The 20,320-nt window shown below is 45.4% G+C and carries 15 protein-coding genes; 7 read left to right on the top strand and 8 right to left on the bottom strand.

The annotated features are described in order from the left end of the window. Positions 1–38 precede the first annotated feature (38 nt). Both BMY80_RS08305 and BMY80_RS08300 read left to right on the top strand, forming a co-directional pair. Complete coding sequence (locus tag BMY80_RS08305) at positions 39–1,811, top strand: VWA domain-containing protein (protein WP_093142709.1); 1,773 nt, start codon at positions 39–41, stop codon at positions 1,809–1,811. 165 nt (positions 1,812–1,976) lie between these two features. After that, positions 1,977–2,465 carry a GspE/PulE/PilB domain-containing protein gene (locus BMY80_RS08300; protein WP_177178539.1) on the top strand — a complete coding sequence of 163 codons (489 nt, stop codon included), beginning with the start codon at positions 1,977–1,979 and terminating at the stop codon, positions 2,463–2,465. 118 nt (positions 2,466–2,583) lie between these two features. Here the strand turns inward: BMY80_RS08300 and BMY80_RS08295 are convergent, their stop codons facing one another. The 5 genes from BMY80_RS08295 to BMY80_RS08275 form a co-directional block, all read right to left on the bottom strand. After that, positions 2,584–3,873, bottom strand: a complete 1,290-nt coding sequence (locus tag BMY80_RS08295) for a thiamine pyrophosphate-binding protein (RefSeq protein ID WP_093142704.1) — start codon at positions 3,871–3,873, stop codon at positions 2,584–2,586. Positions 3,874–3,906: 33 nt separating this feature from the next. Next, complete coding sequence (locus BMY80_RS08290; RefSeq protein WP_093142702.1) at positions 3,907–5,868, bottom strand: thiamine pyrophosphate-dependent enzyme; 1,962 nt, start codon at positions 5,866–5,868, stop codon at positions 3,907–3,909. An 18-nt stretch (positions 5,869–5,886) separates the two neighbouring features. Continuing rightward, entirely contained in the window at positions 5,887–7,338 is a 1,452-nt protein-coding gene (locus BMY80_RS08285) for a chorismate-binding protein (RefSeq protein WP_093142699.1), read from the bottom strand. Positions 7,339–7,717: 379 nt separating this feature from the next. Next, on the bottom strand, positions 7,718–8,194 hold the full coding sequence (locus tag BMY80_RS08280) for a hypothetical protein (protein ID WP_093142697.1): 477 nt from the start codon (positions 8,192–8,194) through the stop codon (positions 7,718–7,720). A 402-nt stretch (positions 8,195–8,596) separates the two neighbouring features. Beyond that, on the bottom strand, positions 8,597–9,226 hold the full coding sequence (locus BMY80_RS08275) for a thermonuclease family protein (protein ID WP_093142694.1): 630 nt from the start codon (positions 9,224–9,226) through the stop codon (positions 8,597–8,599). A gap of 369 nt (positions 9,227–9,595) precedes the next feature. Here BMY80_RS08275 and BMY80_RS08270 point away from each other — a divergent pair, with 369 nt between their 5' ends. Both BMY80_RS08270 and rbbA read left to right on the top strand, forming a co-directional pair. Then, positions 9,596–10,654 (top strand): HlyD family secretion protein, encoded by a 1,059-nt coding sequence (locus BMY80_RS08270; RefSeq protein ID WP_093142691.1) that lies wholly within the window; start codon positions 9,596–9,598, stop codon positions 10,652–10,654. 53 nt (positions 10,655–10,707) lie between these two features. After that, positions 10,708–13,455: a ribosome-associated ATPase/putative transporter RbbA gene (gene rbbA, locus BMY80_RS08265; RefSeq protein ID WP_093142689.1), complete on the top strand. Its 2,748-nt coding sequence runs from the start codon at positions 10,708–10,710 to the stop codon at positions 13,453–13,455. 63 nt (positions 13,456–13,518) lie between these two features. Here the strand turns inward: rbbA and BMY80_RS08260 are convergent, their stop codons facing one another. The 3 genes from BMY80_RS08260 to BMY80_RS08250 all read right to left on the bottom strand — a co-directional run bounded on the left by BMY80_RS08260 (position 13,519) and on the right by BMY80_RS08250 (position 17,098). Next, positions 13,519–15,774: a S8 family serine peptidase gene (locus BMY80_RS08260; RefSeq protein WP_093142686.1), complete on the bottom strand. Its 2,256-nt coding sequence runs from the start codon at positions 15,772–15,774 to the stop codon at positions 13,519–13,521. A gap of 57 nt (positions 15,775–15,831) precedes the next feature. Further along, positions 15,832–16,296 (bottom strand): hypothetical protein, encoded by a 465-nt coding sequence (locus BMY80_RS08255; RefSeq protein WP_031579523.1) that lies wholly within the window; start codon positions 16,294–16,296, stop codon positions 15,832–15,834. Between the two features lie 349 nt (positions 16,297–16,645). Further along, a complete protein-coding gene (locus BMY80_RS08250; protein WP_031579525.1) occupies positions 16,646–17,098 on the bottom strand; it encodes a hypothetical protein in 453 nt (150 codons plus the stop codon). A 553-nt stretch (positions 17,099–17,651) separates the two neighbouring features. On the opposite strand from BMY80_RS08250, the gene BMY80_RS12825 reads away from it, so the two are divergent. From BMY80_RS12825 to BMY80_RS08240, 3 genes are read left to right on the top strand one after another with little or no spacing between them, the layout of a single operon-like run. Further along, the gene (locus BMY80_RS12825) at positions 17,652–17,804 is read left to right on the top strand and encodes a DUF5710 domain-containing protein (RefSeq protein ID WP_353806195.1); all 153 of its coding nucleotides are present in this window, start codon (positions 17,652–17,654) and stop codon (positions 17,802–17,804) included. 3 nt (positions 17,805–17,807) lie between these two features. After that, on the top strand, positions 17,808–18,341 hold the full coding sequence (locus tag BMY80_RS08245) for a recombinase family protein (RefSeq protein ID WP_245730115.1): 534 nt from the start codon (positions 17,808–17,810) through the stop codon (positions 18,339–18,341). 20 nt (positions 18,342–18,361) lie between these two features. Beyond that, complete coding sequence (locus BMY80_RS08240) at positions 18,362–20,053, top strand: AAA family ATPase (protein ID WP_093142681.1); 1,692 nt, start codon at positions 18,362–18,364, stop codon at positions 20,051–20,053. The last annotated feature ends 267 nt before the right edge of the window (positions 20,054–20,320 follow it).

Raw genomic sequence — 20,320 nt, 5'->3', positions numbered from 1 at the left:
GATACCGGTATGCCCGTTCAGGTAAATGAGGTGCACTGATGACCGACAGAACTACAGTTACTGATAATACTCCCGGCAGAAAGGGGGATCAGACAGTCGCTGACGTTTTCAATGATGAAGAGAGAAAAGGAAACGCTGATGAGTTTTCCCCGAAAGGAACCGTTCCGGGCGTGTTTCCCATTATCGATTTCTATCAGGAAGGCGTAAAAACCCTGCGCCGGCTCCGCGAGGACTATGTCCGCAGCCGCAGAGCCGGATGCACGCCGTCCGTGCTCAACAACATGGATGCAGCCCTCGGCGGTCTTAACAGACTGAACCGTTCTCTTGCCGATTCTCTTAACAGGCGTCTTGCCAGAGGAAACGAATATGCGGATGATCTGCTCCTTGCCGATTATCTGTCTCACAGAACGCTTAAGGATTTTCAGAAAAAGGAACAGTATCTGAAGGATCTTGATCACCTGGGTGAAAAGTATCTCAGGATCCGCGATTACACAGCAGAACTGCGTGATCACATGAAATCATATGCGGATTATTCCGCAGAGCTCATGGCTCTCAGAGATAACCTCAATACCGCCTCCCCGGATAAAAACGTGCAGATCATCAGAATTGAGGATCTCACCGATCTCTGCCTCCGCGAGTTCAATGTGGCTGACGGAATGCGCAGGGCTCTTACGGATTCCGTTACGGCTGCCGTACGGAAACTCGAGCAGGAAAAGGAAGAGGAAATCCGCAGCTTTTCCGAGAAGGCTTTAAGCACTCAGTTTGAAGAGCTTAAGGAAAGCGTGGATTTCTGCTCATCTCAGGGAATCCCTTATTCCGTATACGCCAGATCCTTCGGCGGAGACGGAAGTGACGAGGAAATAAGGGACATGACCGACCACTACATGTCAAAATTTCTGAAGAACGGGGGCAGGGAGACCGAAATGAGTCCGTATGCCACGGTCCGTCCGTCCGACTCGGGAAGCGTGTTTCTTCGGTATATCAATGTGGTCAGAAACAACGTACCGCTCATTAAACTGCTTGATTCCCTCGGCAGAACCCTCGGACTCGAAGCCCTGGCTTCCAGACGTTCCGAGAAAATCTATACCGAACGCATCGGCAGGTACCGTAAAAGCGTTAAAGGCGATCACATCTCCGGAATAACACTGAGTGACACGCTCAATTACGTGCTTCCTGAAGAACTTGCCAGACTAAGTGATCCGGAACTGGAATCTCTTTTCGACATAAAACTTCTTAATCGCGAGCTTCTCGCCTTTGACTTCATTAAAATGGCCAGGGTATTTTCCGGGAACGGCAGGACAGCGGGCGGGGAAGGAGAACAGGAAAGGGGCCCCGTAATCGTCTGTGTTGACACCAGCGGTTCAATGAAAGGTGAGAATGAAGATTATGCCAAGGCCGTTACCGCCGTTCTGGCCCTTAAATGTCTTGAGGCGGGAAGACCGTGTCACATCATAAACTTCGCCATTGAAACGGAGACTCTTACCATTACCGGTACGGAAAAAGACACCTCGCTTGATGAACTTAATTCATTCCTTAAGAGATCCTTCCGCGGCGGCACTTCAATAGACAACGCCCTGCGCGAGGTTTCCGGAATGATTGAGCATAATCCTGCTTTTGCCAGAGCAGATCTCCTGTGCATAACGGACGGTAAATATCTTTTCAGCGAGGAAACCGTACGCGAGGCCCGGCGCATCAGAGAGAAATACGGAACAAGATATCTCGAATTTGTTAAAGGTTTTTCAGATTTTAACAAAAACGGCATTTTTGATAAGATTTTTGTGATATGCAACAATAATTTCTCAGAAAAATAGCAATGAATTATAGTAGAATATCTAACGGCTATTGAACATTCTGCAGATTTTTTAAGCTGAATTCTGCAGTAGATCTTACAGTCTGACACAGCCATGAAACACATTTTTTATCTTTGTTTCACATGGTCAGCCGTACGTTATAATAACTATATTGAGGGAAAAAACATGCCTGTTGAATCCGGTTTACTGAACCTGCTGGTCGAAAAAAACATTATTAGCAGCCCTAAAAAGAGTGTTGTACAGGGTGAAGTTGAGGAATACGAAAAATCGGTCATTGCCACCGTTATAAATTTAAGCTACGCCGAACCGAAACAGCTTATGGATCTTCTTGCTGAAGAATATGATCTTCCTTCCATGGACTTTTCTCAGTTCAACCCGAAAACAGCTCCTCAGAAGTATCTTAATGAAGAATACTGCATGAAATATGAAATGGTTCCTATAGGGGTGGTAAACAATACACTGTATCTTGCGGTTTCCGATCCTTCATGCATCAACGCCATTGAAGGCCTTGACGCCTTCTCCACCAAATATGCCATTCCGACCGACATGATACTGGTTGAGGAAGACAAGCTTCAGAGAGCGCTCACCGTTCTCTTCCGCAAGAACATCAATCTTGATGATGATGAAAAGCAGGAAGGCAGCTGGTACGACTGATATTTACTGTGTCTCCGGTTACATCATAACAGTAAAACTGAAAGTCATATCTTTAGCGGATATGACCTTCAGACGTTTTATGTGTGAGCCCCAGGCGATACAGCCTGACACGCGACTGTTACCATACTATATCGGTAATTTCGATTATTTCAGGCTCCCAGACCTTTTTCATCTTATTAAGTGATTTCTGCAGTTCCTTAAATTCCTGAGCTTTGGAAACAGTTCTGTAAGGAATGTTCATTCCTCTGGCAATTTCTTCAATGCTGAAATCAGGAGCACAGTTGCTTCTTCCCGAGCGATCCATCATCTTTCTGTCCAGAAGGAGCATTTTTACTCTGCTTTCCTTCATCAGAGGCACTGAATTGAGGTCGGCAATAAGATCTATCGGATCTATGATAAGCAGGATATTGGATTTAAGTCCGGCTCCGCAGGCTATGGCAACCAGACCGGCGTTGCAGGAGCTCTTCAGACATCCGTATGACTGGATAATGTAGGTCAGTTTCGGAGAATTTTCGTCAATATCCTGTTCCACCAGGTCATAAATGGTGTGACCGTGCTGATCAACTCTGAGATGCTCGTAGAAGACTGAACGGGTGACGGCGTTGATCTGCCGGTACATGCAGTTCGTTTCAGTCATGGACGGAATGGCATCGGCAAGCTCCTTTACCTCATCGGTGCTGCCGATTACGGTGTGAAACGGAGCCCGGCCCGCATTGAATCTTACCGGAAGATAGGATTCCGCAAAATCCTCATCGGATCTTGACGGGAAGTATCCGTGAATCATTTCGGTTTCATCTTCCGCTTCCTCTTTAATCATTTCCAGCATTCTGCTGAAATCCACACTGTTGCGGAACTCCTCATCTGCAGTGTAGAAAGGTTCCCTGAACGGAATATTGATATGGGCGGGCTTGCAGGTCAGGGAACAGGTGCGGATGACGTTGCATACTCTCTCGACCGTAAAGTTGTTGGTCTGGTCGAGATAATCCTCGTAGATCTGCAGAAATGAAGCAAATTTGCCGAATATGCGTCCCTGACAGGTTGTCTGGTTGGCTCCGCAGTCAAGAAGCTCATCAGGACGATCGGCAGTTATGATCAGCAGGGGAATATCATAACGGCAGGCTGCAACCACGGCGGGATACAGATTTGCCACGGCACTGCCTGACGTGGTGAATATTACGGACGGTTTCCTGGTGGCCCTGGCGGCTCCCAAAGCATACCAGCCCAGACCTCTTTCATCATAATGAATATGCTTTCTGAATCCGGAAATGGCTGACATGGCCATAACCAGCGGGGCGCTTCTTGAACCCGGTGCATAGAATATATCCTGAAAACCGCATTTTCTTAAAGGGTACAGCACGCGAAAGGCGGAAAGCACCTGTTCATTTATGATCTGTTCTTTTTCACTCATTATATTAACTCCGGAAAAATCTGCCGCTTTCGGTTAAGACCTGATGTTATCCGCATCATCGGAAGCCTCTTCCGCCGGGGAGGAGTTTCCGTTTTTACCGCTTCCGGTATTTACTGACTTTTCAATCTCGGCTTCAACGTATTTTTTAACGTCCTGATTACGTGTCAGATCAACCTCGATAAGACAGTGTTTCACGGACCTGTCATTAAGCATTTCAAACAGCTCGTCGTAGTTCGTTACACAGGCGTATCGGATTCTGAATGATTTGCAGAAATGATAGAAATTCATGCCGTGAGGATTGATGAACGAGGTGTTCAGCATCTTTTCAGAGGCCACCGGAAATCTCTCAAATATTCTGCCGCCGTTATTGTTGAGAACGACAACCTTCAGCTGACAGACGCAGATGAACGGCAGGGCGCTGAGATCGTACAGAGCCGTGGTATCGCCGATGATCGCCACGGTCGGATGCTCAAAGGCAATCCCCGCCGCGGTGGCAATCTGACCGTCGATTCCGGAAACCGTCCTGCTGGTGAATACGGTATTGGGAACGTTCAGGTATCTGTCCGCCATTCTTACCGCAGTACTGTTTCCCAGAAACAGATACGGCTTCTGAGGCAGTGCATCATTAAGAAGTCTGAAGAAGTCAGCCTCGTTTCGCATGTCTCTCTTTTTAAGATCCTCAATGCTCTCGAATCCTGAGTTTCTTCTGGATTCAAATACTGATGCGGTCTTTCTCAAAGATACGTCCGCAGGCTGAATATACGGCAGCACGTCATAGCTTTCGTTAAGTGAAACACCCCAGACGCTTCCGGCATTCATGTTGTACGGAGAATCGTTCATGAACACCTGAACGACATTCTTCTTTCTGACGGACAGGAACTCAAGAACACTTTTGGAAATGAATCTGCCTCCGAGCACCAGAATGTAGTCATACGGAAGATTGCCGTAGGAAACCTTGGCGCTGTCGGACATCGGCAGCGTCTCCGTCATCATGCCGCGGTTAATGAAGGATGACGGCTGATGATTTCTGTACCAGGCATCAAAATCCGCGATGTAGTTGAGCTTTGTACTGCCTCTCAGATTTGACTGAATGTCGGCATATACCTGAAAACCTGTTCTTTCAAGATAAACCCTGACGTTTTCAGCCTCTTCGGCATTAAGGGAACCGGCAATCACAAGAGTTCTGGAATCGGTGATATGTCTCAGGAGACCGAGTCTGTCATCCGTGGCCGTCATGTTGCGGGAGAGGGAATTGAGATTCTCGTTAAGGGCTTCACTGACAACGGAGTTTTCAGCATCCGAATTTTCCGCAGTACCTGACTGAATTCTGCTGAAATGATAACCGGTAAAGCAGTTGAGCATTTCTTCCTGAATTTCCATGATGGAGGTTACCACGCGTTCATCGAAATTCTCAAAAATAGGCTGTCCGGCCTTGATTTCGGGGATTTCGCAGAAAAGTCCCGGCTGCGGGGTAAGTCTTATGTGCAGGGGTTTTCTCAGCATTTCCGCTCTTTCATAGGCCTTAATGACCCTGAAGGCGATTCCTGAAGGGGTAAGACGCGGATTCCACAGATCCAGAGGCACGTACTCGCAGAAGTTGGCAAGTATCGGATCGACATGGGTTGAACTGCCGCAGCCGTTTTCGTTCATGTCATTGGCCATGTCCGCGCTGATGATGACCATGGGATTTTTATGACCGCGGGCTTCCATCAGTGCAGGGGCCAGATTTGCCAGTCCCTCATCGGTACTGACGATTACCGCAATCGGTTCTTCAGACACACGGGATCTTCCGTAAGACAGAAAACCGAGAAGTCTCTCATCATAGATTATGCGGAAGAGAGGTGTGGGAGCCTGTTCGGCAACCATTCCGAAATAGGATTTCATGGACATGGCATCGCAGTATGCGGTCTCTATCTTCATGCAGGTGAGCAGAGCTATGATTTCAGCGGACTGATTAAAAGCTCTGTAACCGTATTCCCTGAGGGAGTTAATCATGTCTTGCGTTTCTCCTTTTTATTCTCCGGACTTCATCATGTTGATTTTCGCCAGCACACGGGCCACGTCATCTTCCGGTATTATTCTTTTAAGTACGGCGGTCATCTTGAGGCCGGTCTCCTTCCATTCGGAAAGCGGGTCTGATTCTCCCATGATTCCGGCTCCGCCGTAAAGTGTTATCTCGCCATTTCTAAACAGAGCGCTTCTCAGCATCACCAGGGCTGTCGAACAGCCGCCGTATGTCATGCCGGCGGTTCCCGCATACATTCCGGTAAGAAGGGCTCCGCACCCGTCAAGTACCCTGACGGCCTCTTCACGGGGATATCCCAGAGTTGCGGGGGTAGGGTGAAGCAGTCTGATAATTTCTTCCGTTGAAATATTATTCTTTATATTTCCGGAGATTTCAATGAGAAGATGGGTAATGTATGAAAGCCGTTTAAGCTTTACGGGCATCCGCTGCACGTCATCAGATATCGTACGCAGGCGGTCGTCGATGAAATCCGCCACGATACGGTTTTCGTTAAGGTTTTTGGGATCCCTGATAAGAGCGTCTCCCTGTTCCACAGGAACAGATCCCGCCAGTGCATCGCAGTAAATTCTGCCGTCGCGGATGCTGAAGAGTTTTTCCGGAGTGAAGGAAACAAAGAGCTCCGGTCCGTCAGTTGCAGAATGCTCTTTTCCGTCGCCGGACATATCCGTTTCCTGACGGCACGCATCGGCAAAACCGAGGTACAGGTAGCTTTCATCTCTGACTTTTAATACACGCTCACGGACAAGACGGCTGATGAAATTCTTAAGAGCTCCGGCAGAGAATCTCCTGATTCCTCCGGTGCTGAACACTGCTCTGCGGGCTGTTACCGCTTTTTTGAGAGTCCTGCCGGAAGAGTTTATGACGCCGGTTATATAACCGATCCTGCGGGCGAATTCCCTGTAACCGGGAACCTGAGTCAGGTCTCCGTTTAAAAAGAACTCCTCAGGTTCCAGGTTGTCACCATATTTTAAGCTGGAGTCTTCAGTCAGTTTCTCCCGACTGAAGACACGGATCTCATCAGCATCGGAATCAGCATATATTTCAGCTCTTAAGGTAAGCTTTGCGGGATCTGCAGCAATAAGAACCCCGGGGGTGTAACTGAAGCTATTGACCTGAGGCTCGAAAAGGCTCCTGAAAATCATCGTGTCCTTATGGAGACCGCGGCATCTTCCGAAGGCAAGATACAGTGATTCATCAGAGCCTGATATCACGACTGTTTCGCGACACGCCGAGGCACGGATAATGAGTTCAAGAGTGTCCGCCAGTTCCTCGAGACATGGGAATTTATCTTCCGCAAGGGCTCTGAGACTGACGTTTTCGCTTCTGGCGGTATTAACGTTTTTTTCGGAGAGCGTGTCGGATTTCTGATCAGGATCGACAGTCTGCTTTCCGGCACAGGCATTTTCGGCCAGAAAGTTTATAACAGCATTCCGAATCATCTAAAGTCCACTCCGTTTCTGAATTTTGGGGCATTATACCACACTTGCAGGTCATAATCAGAATTAAGAAGGTTCTGAATCAGATCATATCCCGGAGCATCAGAATTCCATTCAGCATAAGTTATTAAAAAGAGCAGGTGAACACCGAAGCAGACACTCAATTGGAGCGAATGAAAAAAAAACTCACCTCAATCGCATTTGACGGAGACTAATCATCGGACACGTGTCGGCCGACTCCTAAAGATTATGCTGAATGAGTAGAGCAAAAAGGGAAACCGGAGGATTACTGCAAACCTCCGGTTTCTCTTCTCAATATAACTCAGGCTGTCTCAGTCTCACAGGTATTTAACACATGGTGACGGAGTCCCCGGTTTTATAATCAGTTGAACAGACTGCCAACTGCATTGGTTGCTGCTTCAGCGGCTTTCTTCTTTGCTTCCTCTTCAGCCTTCTGCTTGGCCGCGGTAACGGCGGCATCGGTTGCAGAGTTCAGAATGTCTGATGAACCTGAAGCGGCATTTGTAACCGTATCGGTCAGGCTGCCAACGGCATTAAGATTGCTCTGAGCTGAATTCAGGGTATCCTTCGCTGAATCAACGGTCTGCTTTGCGGAATTAAGAGTGGAAGAAGCCTTTTCCAGGGTAGAGGTGCTGGTAGCAGCACTTCCGGTTGCCACTGAAGAAAGATTGTTAAGAGCGTCTGTTGCGTTCTTGGTACTGTCAACAGCATCCTTTGTAGCTGAAATTGTCTGAGAAGTTGTTTCCAGCTTGTTTGAAGTGGCATCAAGCAGTGAAGCATGTGCCACACCCAGCCCTGCAAATATCATCAGGGATGATAAAATATTCAGTTTTTTCATGTTAAATCAGTTTGACCTCAAAGTGTATGTGATTTGTACGGCCGCAAATCCTTAAACGGCATTTTTACCGTTAAACCGGCCATAATATACAATAGGTGCTTTTATGATTCAATGATAAATATTATCAATGACGATTTTTGTATTTTATTGCACCGGACGGTTCGGAAATTTTTGTGAAACCTTTGCAGTATCTACTTTCTGAACCGTTACAAAAATTTTAACACTTTTGTATATTTTTATATAACGATAATTTAGAATTGAGATAGATCACACATTTGATTATAAAAATTTTCCGTAGATGTAATCAGAATGTTAAACAAAAACTATGATACGAATATCAGAACGGGAGAATATATTCAGGTTTCTGAAACACGGGAAATAAATACGTCCGTTAAAGATGTTTTATCTGGAAGTCTGCGCTTTTGAACTGTTTCTGGATTTTTGAGAGGCGGCTTCATTTTCAATCTGCTCATCTCTTTCCTGAGCCAGTTTTTTGAGATCTTCAAAATCCATAGGATTTTCACGACGGAACTCGGCAGGGTACCTGGCCTCGACATCGTGCCACAGTCCGAAACCGAATGAATGGGCATCATGTTCAATTCTGAGATATATGGAGGAGGTGTTCTTACGGTTTGCCCAGGCATATCCCTGACGTATCATCTCTCTGTTTACGTTGAGCTTCCTGTAGTAGATCTCGCCCAGAACATAATCATTATTTTCATTATTTTCATATTTTTCATCTTTCTGGTCTCTGACCTTGATGCTGATTTTGTTCTGCCAGATGAGATCCCTCAGGTACCTGCGGGCTTCCTCTCCGTAAGGCTGAGTAGGTTCCGGAGCTTCGATATCCGCCATCCGTACCAGATTCTCCCTGCCGTTTGCGGACTCGCACAGGAAAAAATTACCGCTGATTACCAGCGTCACCCTGCAGGTAAGATAATTCTGTCTGGTCCACGGACGAGCATGTGCGGCCGGCAGCATGCATGATGCTATCGACAGAGCCACAACAAACCGAGCAATCCAGCCTTTCATCCAACAACCCCGGAATCAGTGAACGAGATCTTTCAATGCAGCGGAAGGGCAAGTCACACTGAAAAGACAAAAAAAACAAACTACTTTTAATATTTTATGACAAGTATGAACAATATGGCACTGTCAATGTCTAAAGGTTAAACGCAATTCACAAATGAGAGTACAGATTATGTTAAAAGTTGTTTTTTAAGATCCCGGTTAAACATAATTTCTCATTAGGAATTAAAATGAAAATGAGGTATCCGGGATTTTTCCGGGACAGCATGTGTACCGCTTTGCCGACGATGCCGGTTCACTGCCTGAGAGTCCTGATAAAACTCATCCGGAACCGTTTAAAGGAGATTCCCCGCCGGGGTACTGAGATTCCATATGAAATTCTTAAAAATACTTCTTCCCGTTTCTCTGATTGCCGGTCTGACTGCCGGTGTGTTTTATTTAAAACAGCAGGAACAGGGTTCAGCCGTCGAAATCGAAGGCATCGCCGCCTGCAACGGCCGCCTTGAAATGAAAAGAGTGGATGTCGCCAGTCTCTATGCCGGCAGAGTCGACACCGTTGCCGTTGATCGCGGACAGCAGGTTCACAAGGGTGACGTGCTTGCCGTTCTGTCTTCATCGGTTACCGAAGCCCAGGTGAAATCAGTAACCGCTCAGAAGAAAAGGGCTCTCGAAACGATATCGAAAATAGATTCGCGTCTGCGTCAGGCAGACGAGGAAATAAGACTTGCCGCCATAGAACTTAACGATGCGCAGAATCTCCGCCGCGACAGCCTGATATCCCAGACGGAACTTGAAAGACGCATGACAGCCCTCAGCACCAGAAAAGAAAGTAAAGAGGTGCTCCTGAAGGAAAAACAGGAGGCTCTTTACGAAACAGGCAGAATCGACGCGCTTCTCGAAGAAGCGAAATCACGCAATGACGACATGACCGTAAGGGCTCCTTTTGACGGGGTTGTCGAATACCGTCTCGCCGAACCGGGCAATGTTGTGGGAGCTGGTGGCAGGGTTGTCTCCATGCTTGATCCGACTGACGTGACTCTTGACGTTTTTCTGCCTACATCAGAAGCCGCCAGGGTGAAGGTGGGCGACGAGGCGCGTATTGCAATTGACGGAATTGATACGGTGATTCCTGCAAAGGTTGATTATGTGGCGGATGATGCCCAGTTCACGCCGAAATACGTGGAAACCAGAGAAGAACGAGCAAAACTTCTTTTCAAGGTTACTCTCAGAATTCCGGAGGAGATTACCCGAACAAACTACCGCATGCTCAAGGGCGGTATGCCGTCAGTAGGGTACGTGAACTATGCGGGTGCGCCGTGGCCTGATTATCTCAGCGTAAAAAACGGCATGACTGAAATTAAAAACGGACGGGATGAATCCGCGGCAGCGGCTCACACGGTCCCTGATACTGCCGGCACAGAAAATCAGTAGCATAACCATCCGTACTTTTTCCACGTATAAGGCTAATAACCGGCTGAGTAATTATGGATAAGATTAAAAACCCCCGGGACATCGCGAATCCCGTGATAAGCATAAGTCATCTGAGCCATTCCTACGGCAGGGTATCGGCTCTTGACGATGTTTCCCTGGTGCTGCCGGGCGGAACCACCATCGGACTTGTCGGTGCCGACGGGGTCGGCAAGTCCACGCTGCTGTCCGTAATTGCAGGAACCAGAATTCTTCAGAAGGGAGAGGTGAAGGTATTCGGCAGAGACATAACCAAAGCTGCGGAACGTAAATATCTCTCACGTCTGGTTGCATTTATGCCTCAGGGGCTCGGCAAAAATCTCTATCAGACACTTTCCGTCCGCGAAAATCTTTCATTTCATGCGGATCTGTTCGGGCTGAACGGCAGGGAGAAGAATGCCCGCATCAGAAGACTCATGGCCGCGACTTCTCTTACTCCGTTTGCGGACAGAGCCGCAGGCAAGCTCTCCGGCGGCATGAAACAGAAGCTGTCCCTCTGCTGCGCCCTGATCCACAGTCCGGAGCTGCTGATTCTTGATGAACCGACGACAGGCGTCGATCCGTTATCAAGACGTCAGTTCTGGAGACTGGTTGATTCTCTCCGCTCGGAAAATCCGGGAATGACCGTTATCGTATCCACCGCATACATCGACGAAGCTGAAGGCTTTCAGCACACCATCATGATGAATGACGGTAAAATCATTGCCTGTGACAGCACTGCGAAAATCATGAAGTCCATGAATGCCGCCACTCTGGAAGAAGCCTACATGAAACTCCTTCCTCCCGACAAGAGAGGAAAGGAAGGCGGATTCAGGATACCTCCGTATACGCCTGACAGCGACGGTGTATATGCCATAAGTGCCACAAATCTAACCCGCAGATTCGGGAGCTTTACCGCCGTGGACAACGTAAGCTTTGAAATCGGAAGAGGCGAGATCTTCGGTTTTCTGGGGTCTAACGGCTGCGGCAAGTCAACCACCATGAAAATGCTTACCGGTCTGCTGGAACCTACATCCGGTGAAGCCAGAATCATGGGGAAGGAATTCACCGCCGGCAATCTGGAAATCAGAATGAAGGTAGGCTACATGTCCCAGTCCTTCTCCCTGTACGAGGAGCTTACGGTAATGGAGAATCTGTATCTTCATGCCAAGCTCTATCACATACCGATTACTGAACGCGGCAGAGCCATAAGATCCGTGCTGGAAAGATTCAGCCTTACGGAGCTCAGACACACCAGGCCGTCATCCATGTCCCTGGGGCTTAAACAGAGACTTCAGCTTGCGGCGGCCTGTCTCCACAAACCGGAAATTCTCATTCTGGATGAACCTACATCCGGGGTGGATCCGGCGGCAAGAGACATGTTCTGGGATTACCTCATTAAACTCTCCAGGGAAGACAGGGTAACAATTTTCGTATCAACTCACTTTATGAACGAAGCGGAAAGATGTGACCGCATTTCCCTGATGCACAGAGGCAGGGTACTGGCGGTAGGAACTCCGGAGGAACTTAAACGAAACCGCAATGAAGATACTCTGGAAGAGGCCTTTATTCATTATCTAGAAGAGCAGAGTGACGCGGTTGAAGAGATTCCTGAAAGTGCCGGCACTGAAGACTCGGTGAAGAACATCACCCATGGAGGTTTTCTCTATACGCTGTCCATCATCAGGGCCTTTGCCGTTCGTGAAGGCAGGGAAATCCTCAGAGACAAAATACGAATGTTCTTCGTAATCTTCGGAGCCCTTATTTTTGAAATATCGGCCTCATACGGCATTTCATTTGACATGACGCCGATGCCGTTTGCGGTAATCGATCATGACGGTTCGCAGGAAAGCAGGGCGCTTGTAAATGAATTCAGGGGATCAGCCTATCTTTATGAAAAGGAAATCGATTCATCGCTGCCGGCGGTAAAGATTTTTCAGAAGGAGCATATCAAGCTTCTCATAGACATTCCTGACGGCTACGGCAGTTCACTGCTTAAAGGAGAGAAGCCTGAAGTAGGCTTTATGATCGACGGGGCCTTCCCGACCATCTCAAACAACGTCCGCGGATACGTAAGCGGCATCATGAACAGATACAATGCCTCACTGACTGATCCGCACGGAGCAAAGATCGCCTCAGAGCGCAATCCGTTCGAAATCCGCTTCATGTACAACGAGATCTTTAAAAGCGTGTATGTCATGGTTCCCGGTCTCATCATGCTGTCTCTCGTAATGTTCCCGGCCATGATGACTGCTCTGGGTGTTGTGAGGGAAAAGGATATCGGCACCATCAGCAACCTTTATACGTCTCCGGCCGCAGTCTACCAGTTCCTTATAGGCAAGCAGATACCTTATATCATCCTCTCAATGATAAGTTTTCTGTGCATGACGGCCTGTGCCGTGTACGTTCTGAACGTTCCGGTCAGAGGTTCATTCTGGGCTCTTACCCTCGGGGCTTTTCTGATGATTACGGCCTCGTCATCTTTCGGGCTTCTGATATCCTGCTTCGTGCGTACTCAGGTGGCCGCAATTTTCGGGTCGGCAATACTCTCCATTCTGCCAGCCATCAACTTTTCCGGATTTCTGTATCCGCTTTCAACTCTTGAAGGTGCGGCATACCATATGGGTAAACTTTTCCCGTGCTCATGGTTCCAGATTATCTGTCTCGGAAGCTTTACCAAGGGACTGAGTTTTGACAGCTTCTGGAGAATGTACGTGATAATTTTCACTATGGCCATGATATATCTCAGTTTAGCCTGCATTCTTCTGAAAAAACAGGAAAAGTAACGTGCAGGAAGACCGGTCGTTCATGTCAAAACGTAATGATGACAGACCGGTCCCGAATGCTTTCTAATCAGGATAGACATCCATAACGAGTTTCATGCTTTTATTGAGAGATTTGACGTCAACAGGACAGACGCTCCTTATTCGAAGGCGCGTGACTTCCGATGTTTCCATATGCTCGTTGAAGAAATCAGAGGTGGTCAGCAGGAATTCACCTTTGACCCCGTCGATCTCATTGGTTGTTCTGAAATGAGCACCGTCAAAATCCCAGTTGGCATATACCGGTTTGATAATTGATAAGGTTCCGCGCGGAGAAGTCATTTCAATCTGCATCAGACTGTTGGCATAATAAGCGGAATACAGATTGCCGTCACCTGCCTCGGAACATTCGGAAATACCGACATCAGGCTCAGCGGCATAGGTAAAACCGGCCATGTCAAACGCAACATTGTCAATACGGAAAGAGCCTTCTGCCTTTATTTCAGTATCACTGTTTACGAATCTGCGGAATACGCAGGTAACAGTCCTGCCCTTATCAGAGGAGGAGCATGGAGATGAATCAATGCTTCTGTACTGAAACGGAAGTGCTGATCTTATCCTGCATTCATCATCCTCATCACAGGAAAGTGCAAGCTTAACCGCCGCTTCCGCATTGATCACCCCGAATCCGTAATAATTTGAGTACCTCAGACCTGCTCCGTTTTCATGCCATCCGGCATCAAGAGTGACACTGGCATTATTCATCTCCTCGACATTCTGGATGACGCTGCCGTAGTCCAGTGAACTCCATCCCGGAGTCTTGTCATTAGAGGAGGTGACTGCCAGTATATAACGAATCTGGGGAACCGTAATATCCGGCTTTGCCTGTTTAATCAGGGCTACTACACCGGACACTGTCGGTGTTGCCGCAGACGTTCCCGAAAACGTATGAGTATAGTATTTTCTGAGATCATAGTAATTAGGATCAAGACGCCACGGGGTACCCGCATCTTTTGCGTCTGCGTATTCCTGCGGATCACGACTGGACTTGGTGGTTACGATTCCCGGTGAAGTAAAATCAAGATCGTAATAACCGGATTCACCTCCGAATCCGGTTACCCATATATACGACCCGGTACTTGAATAAGAAGCTCTCACACCCTGCGAATTAAGGGAGGCAACATTGACTGCATATCTTGCGCGGTTGAAAGATGAGGTCTGATTGAACTGACAGTTGACAGATCGGAGAATACACTCATCGGAAAATCTCCTGCTTCCTTCAAAACTTACGGAATAATACTCATTGCCGGCCGCACGGATGAACGGTATATTGTTTTCCAGCATTGACTGAAAATACATTTCAAGTTCAGGCCTGTACGAATAGCTGCTGTCGTATCCGAGACTGGCGCTTACCATTGAGACGTTCCTGGGATCAGTGAGATAACTGAAAGGGGCTTCCCCGTAATAATAAGATGTGAGAAGGGACTCATAGCCTATGCCGCGAACACCTTTGCCGTTTCCCGCAGTGGCGCCTATAAGACCGGCCACCTCTGTTCCGTGAATGGACAGGCCGGAGGAATTATCGAGGTTTACACCGTAAAGTCCTTTTCCATCCGGAGTAAACCTGCGATCCTTCAGATCCTCATGATTAAAATCAATCGGCTCATCAAGCACCGCAACCTTCACGTTTCTGCCTGAAACCGGATTTCCGTCAGCGTCGGTAAGATGCCATGCGGGAATAACTCCGGCATCATATCCGCTTACAGGACCTGTAATGAAGGAAAACGGATTCTGACCGATGTTTCTTATATGCCACTGATCAGGAAAAACCGGATCTCCGTGTCTGGTACCGGCCCCCACGTTCATGGTGAATTCGGTATGGTTATCCTCTTCATCATAGACCGTAAATTTTTCGGTAAAACCGTAACCGTCCTGAGTGGCGTACAGTACGCGCTCCGGAACAGTGTAGTATACGGTTCCCTCAGGAGCTTCGGCTCCGGTTACGGGATGAGTGTCTGAAACATCCCCGAATTCCGCCTGTATGCGAAACGGCTGAAGGCCGGTATCTTTTTCTCCGTAATCAGACAGAGGTTCGGTCTCCTGCTGCTTTGCATAACTTATCAGAAACGGTCTGCCGCTGAAAATATCACCGTATTCAGCAACATCCAGAATTACCCCTGCATCGTTCTTACCGTTTAATTTAATGCCGTCATCACTGACAACGTATTTTCGGCTGTTCGACGGTGAGGATTCTCCTCCGCATGACGATATGGCGACGGCCAGGGCAGACATCAGAAAGGCACCTATAATGCGTGAATGACTGTTATCTTTGTTCTTTATCATATCATCCTCGATGGCACTGATTACAAAACAGGAATGACCGGGTTCTGCTAAAAATAATTACCTGCTGTTTTTAAGGGAAGGAATGATGCCGTGCTCAAAAGCAGGAGCAATCTGTTTGATTCCCTGAGTCCTGTTAAGTTCGTCCTGAACGGACTTCCATTTTTCATACGAACCTACGGTAATTTCGTACACGCTTCGACTGAGCTGTTTTGCCTGCAGATCCGCAGGAATGCAGTTAACGTTCTTCGGGCAGGTTACCAGTATTTTATTGACAATAATGTAGTTATGGCCGTTATCATTTTTTACGAAAGCAAGATGTGACGGATCCTTCCGCCCCCTGACAACTTTTTTATCACCGAGGGGACCCAGCAAGTCTTCGGCCGGAAAACTTTCATCTGCAGAGACGACTCTGAAGCCGTCCGTTATGATTTCCTTTCCATTTTCATTCATGGTAACCGCCTGATTGTTTGAACAGGCCGCAGCCGAACACAGGGCTGCAGCAAGAATAAAAGCTTTTTTCATAATTCTCCTTTATACTCAAGAGCTGATGAGATCGTGACGGGGACTGAAGGTGAATTTCATCTGTCGACACAAGGGAAAATGCCATCCTTCAGAACAGGTATAAGTATAAAACTTCTGACGAAGAATCAGGCAAAATATGTATATTAATTAGAATGAGATCAATATAAAAGAGCAGTTGACTGTCGCAGATGATAAGAACATGCGGAACAGCCTGCCGGTCAGTACTGACAGTGTCGGGAAAAGCAGTCAGGGATATTCAGAGACAGTGGCCTGAAAAAAAAGTGAGACAGGGGCTTAGAAAAATAGTGAAACAGGCTCCCGAGATCTCAGAAACCTGTTAGGTATGAAATTATTTTAATGAAGGCTTAATGCCGTCGTAGTATGAAGGAGCTACTTTGCGAACGGCGATACTGCGACTCATTTCATCCTTCATGGTCATCCACTGATCATAATTGTAAACAACAATCTCGTAGCAGCCGGCACTCACCTCGGTAGCGCTTACACCTGTAGGAATGCAGTTCTGACCATTGGCACACTGAACCAGAAGTTTGTTCTTGATAATGTAGTTATTGCCGTCATCGCTTCTCACAAAAGCAATATGATCAGGTGATTTCTTTCCCTTTACAACGGTTTTTGCACCGACCTTGCCAAGCTCTACGGCATTTCCGACCTCTGAACCGGATTCCAAAACCTGAAAATTGTCGGTTATTACTGAAACGCCGGGACCTTCAGAACCTGCAGCTGCATTAATGCTGATTGCGAATGCAAGAAGCCCGAAGGCTGAAGTAAAGGTACTTTTCATGATTTATCCTCGTTTATAGTTCTTATGTGTGTTTCTACCTTCAGCACAAAAGCTGAAATAAACGTCCCCCAAAAACATGCTGCGGCTCAGGTACAGGCCTCAGTCATGCATGCACGGACGTATGTCAGTAAAAATTCTGCTAACAATTATCAAACATTAATTATACATTAAAGTATATACATTTTAACCTTTTTTAAACGTTTCTGCAAAAATTTATTAGATAAACGTCAAAATAATTACACAATTTACCCATAGATAGCAAACGCTAACATCAATACTGTTTGTCATAAGTTGTTATTTTTGATAATAATTACATCAATTATCCGCATTGAATAATGGATAATGTAAGATTCTGCATTTGTAGTCACAGAAAATCAACTTATATGCTCATTTAGGAACTGTTTTGATAGAAATTTGAGATTGGATATTCAGAATTTAAGAAACAAAAACGAACTTACTTTAGATGATTTAAATTTTATCAATACAAAAAAATATATTTCTCAGTTTAATCAATTGAACAACCGTTTATTACAGAATAAATCAATACAATCTAATGAAGAAAAAATCTATTTTTTTCATCCCTTTAAAGTATAAGGAAGATGCTGAGAAGTTGGGAGTAAAGTGGGATCGTTCGGTTAAGTACTGGTACGTTCCCCAGGGGAAGGATTTAACTCCATTTGATGAAAGATGGAAAACGGTGGAGTAGATAATGTCAAAAGGTAATGTAAGAATATATATCAGAGTTTCTACTGAAGAACAGACAATCGAACGCCAGGAACATTTGATTGACGATGCAAAAAGTCAGGGATTTTATATCGCTGGTATTTATCGTGAGAAGGCTTCTGGAGCTGTAGAGGACCGACCTGAACTACAGAAGCTTATAAGTGAGCTTCAACCTGGTGATTTTGTTGTGGCTGAAAAAATGGACCGCATCAGCAGGCTGCCGATTCAAGATGCAGAACGTTTGATTGATCAGATTCGTGCAAAAGGAGCCAGATTACTTGTTCCAGGTATAATAGATTTTTCTGATATAATTGAAATTGCGAAACAGAAAGGTAAATATACTGGACGCAAAGCAAATAAAGAACTGCACAGAAAGATTATTGAATGTCATATTCTGAATAATCCTCCATTATCCATATCTAAAACTGCCAAATTGCTTAATACTACTGTCAGCATGGTCACAAGAGTATGCGGTTTGTACAAAAAAGATAGTAATTACCTGAAAACACTCGATGAATAGTTGCGTTGTGGGAGATATTTATGAGTGGTATTTTTTTTAATCCAAATGGAAATAATGCTTTCACGGAAATTGTAAACAACCGTATCAGCAAAGTTTTTGTAGATAAAACAGGATTCATTGGAGAAACTATAGACAGACTTGATTCGGATTCAAAGCTGATAGCTTTTACCCGACCTCGCAGATTTGGAAAAACCATAATGGCGAGAATGCTGGCCTCATATTATTCAAAAAGTGTCGACAGCATGGAGCTATTTTCAACTTTAAAAATATCAGACTATAAAGGTCAGAAGCTGATTGATAACAAGGTAACTGACATAACTTATAAAACCTACCTTAATAAGTTTAATGTTATTTACATTGACATGAATACGGTCGATACTAGATATCTTACCTATTTAAACGGAGAAAAAGTAAAGAATGTAGCGGATATCGTTGATTTTCTTGAGTATCAGATTATCAGCGAATTAAAAGATCATGTACCTTTTGGGCCGATATTGGAAAAGGCTAAAATAGGCAATATAGGTCTGACCAGTGCACTGTCATCCATACATAAATCTTTAGGTATTACGTTTATTTTGATTATGGATGAATGGGATTTGATCTATCGTGAATACCGTGAAAATGGAAAACTTCAGACGAAGTTCATAGATTTGCTAAGAGGTATGTTTAAGTCATCAGATTGTTTGGAATGTTTCTCCCTCGTTTATCTTACAGGTATACTGCCGATAAAAAAATACAATTCCCAGTCAGCTCTTAATAATTCCAACGAATACAGCATGCTGAGACCTGCTCCTTATGAAACATATTTTGGTTTTACCAAAGATGAGGTGGAGGAAATAGTTAAAAAACCTTTATGTAAATTGACTCATGAAGAACTAAAAAAATGGTATGACGGCTATAAACTAAATGGCAAGGATATATATAATCCTAATTCAGTTGTTTCTGCTATTGTTGATGGAGTTTGCCAGCCGTATTGGAGCGGAACATCATCAAATGAAGAAGTTATTCGTTTGATAAATATGAACTTCAGGGGAATTAAGACTGATATTACAAAATTGATAGATGGCATTAAAATTCCATTCAATTCAAATAATTTCCAGAATGATATGGTGACATTGAAGGATAAGAATGACATTTTTAGCTTGCTTGTATGTCTTGGGTATCTAGGATGTATCGAGAAAAAGAACGGCTTAAAGCTCGCTCATGTTCCGAATCAGGAAATTAAACAGACGTTGCTGTCTATTGTAAAAGGCCAGAAATGGAGCAGACGTACGGATATTGTAAAACGCTCGGAAGCCTTGCTAAATGCCATCATAAAAAAGCAAGATGGAGAGAAAGTTGCAGAAATAATTCAGGATATACATAACTCTTCAGCTGTGTCCCTTCTTGATTATAACAGTGAAGAATCATTAACTTATTGTGTTATGACAGCTCTGCAATGGTCAACCATGGATATTTACGACAGCCACAGGGAGGAACAGGCTGGAAAAGGAAGAATTGATCTTGTATATGTTCCAGAGGATGATGAGTCCCCTTTAATTATTATCGAGTTTAAATATGGGAAATCAGCTGAAGAAGCTATAGAGCAAATAAAGAATCAAGAGTATTACAAACGATACAAGAATCAGTACCGTAATATAATGCTGGTTGGAATTAATTATAGTAAGTCAACAAAAGAGCATCAGTGTTTGATTGAAAGACTTTGTAACTAAGTGAATGGGTTTATGAGCATGTGAAAATCTTTCTGTAAATAGAAAAATATCCTGAGAAAATTTTTTAAGCAGTAACCAGAAGGTCACTGCTTTGGCGTTATTAATATTACCTGTTTGTTTTTATAAGTCAAGATTTATGTTTTATAAATAAAATAGTCAATTATTTCTATTGAAATTTAACTATTTTTATTAAAAAACAAAATAATTCCTAGACGGAAGTTTCAGCTTCCGTCTTTTGTTCATACCGGAAATCAGTCTGGTAATCGG

The organism is Ruminobacter amylophilus (assembly GCF_900115655.1).
Classification (GTDB): Bacteria; Pseudomonadota; Gammaproteobacteria; order Enterobacterales; family Succinivibrionaceae; genus Ruminobacter; species Ruminobacter amylophilus.
The sequence above is the reverse complement of the archived record's forward strand: the minus strand, read 5'-3'. Positions and strand labels throughout refer to the sequence as shown.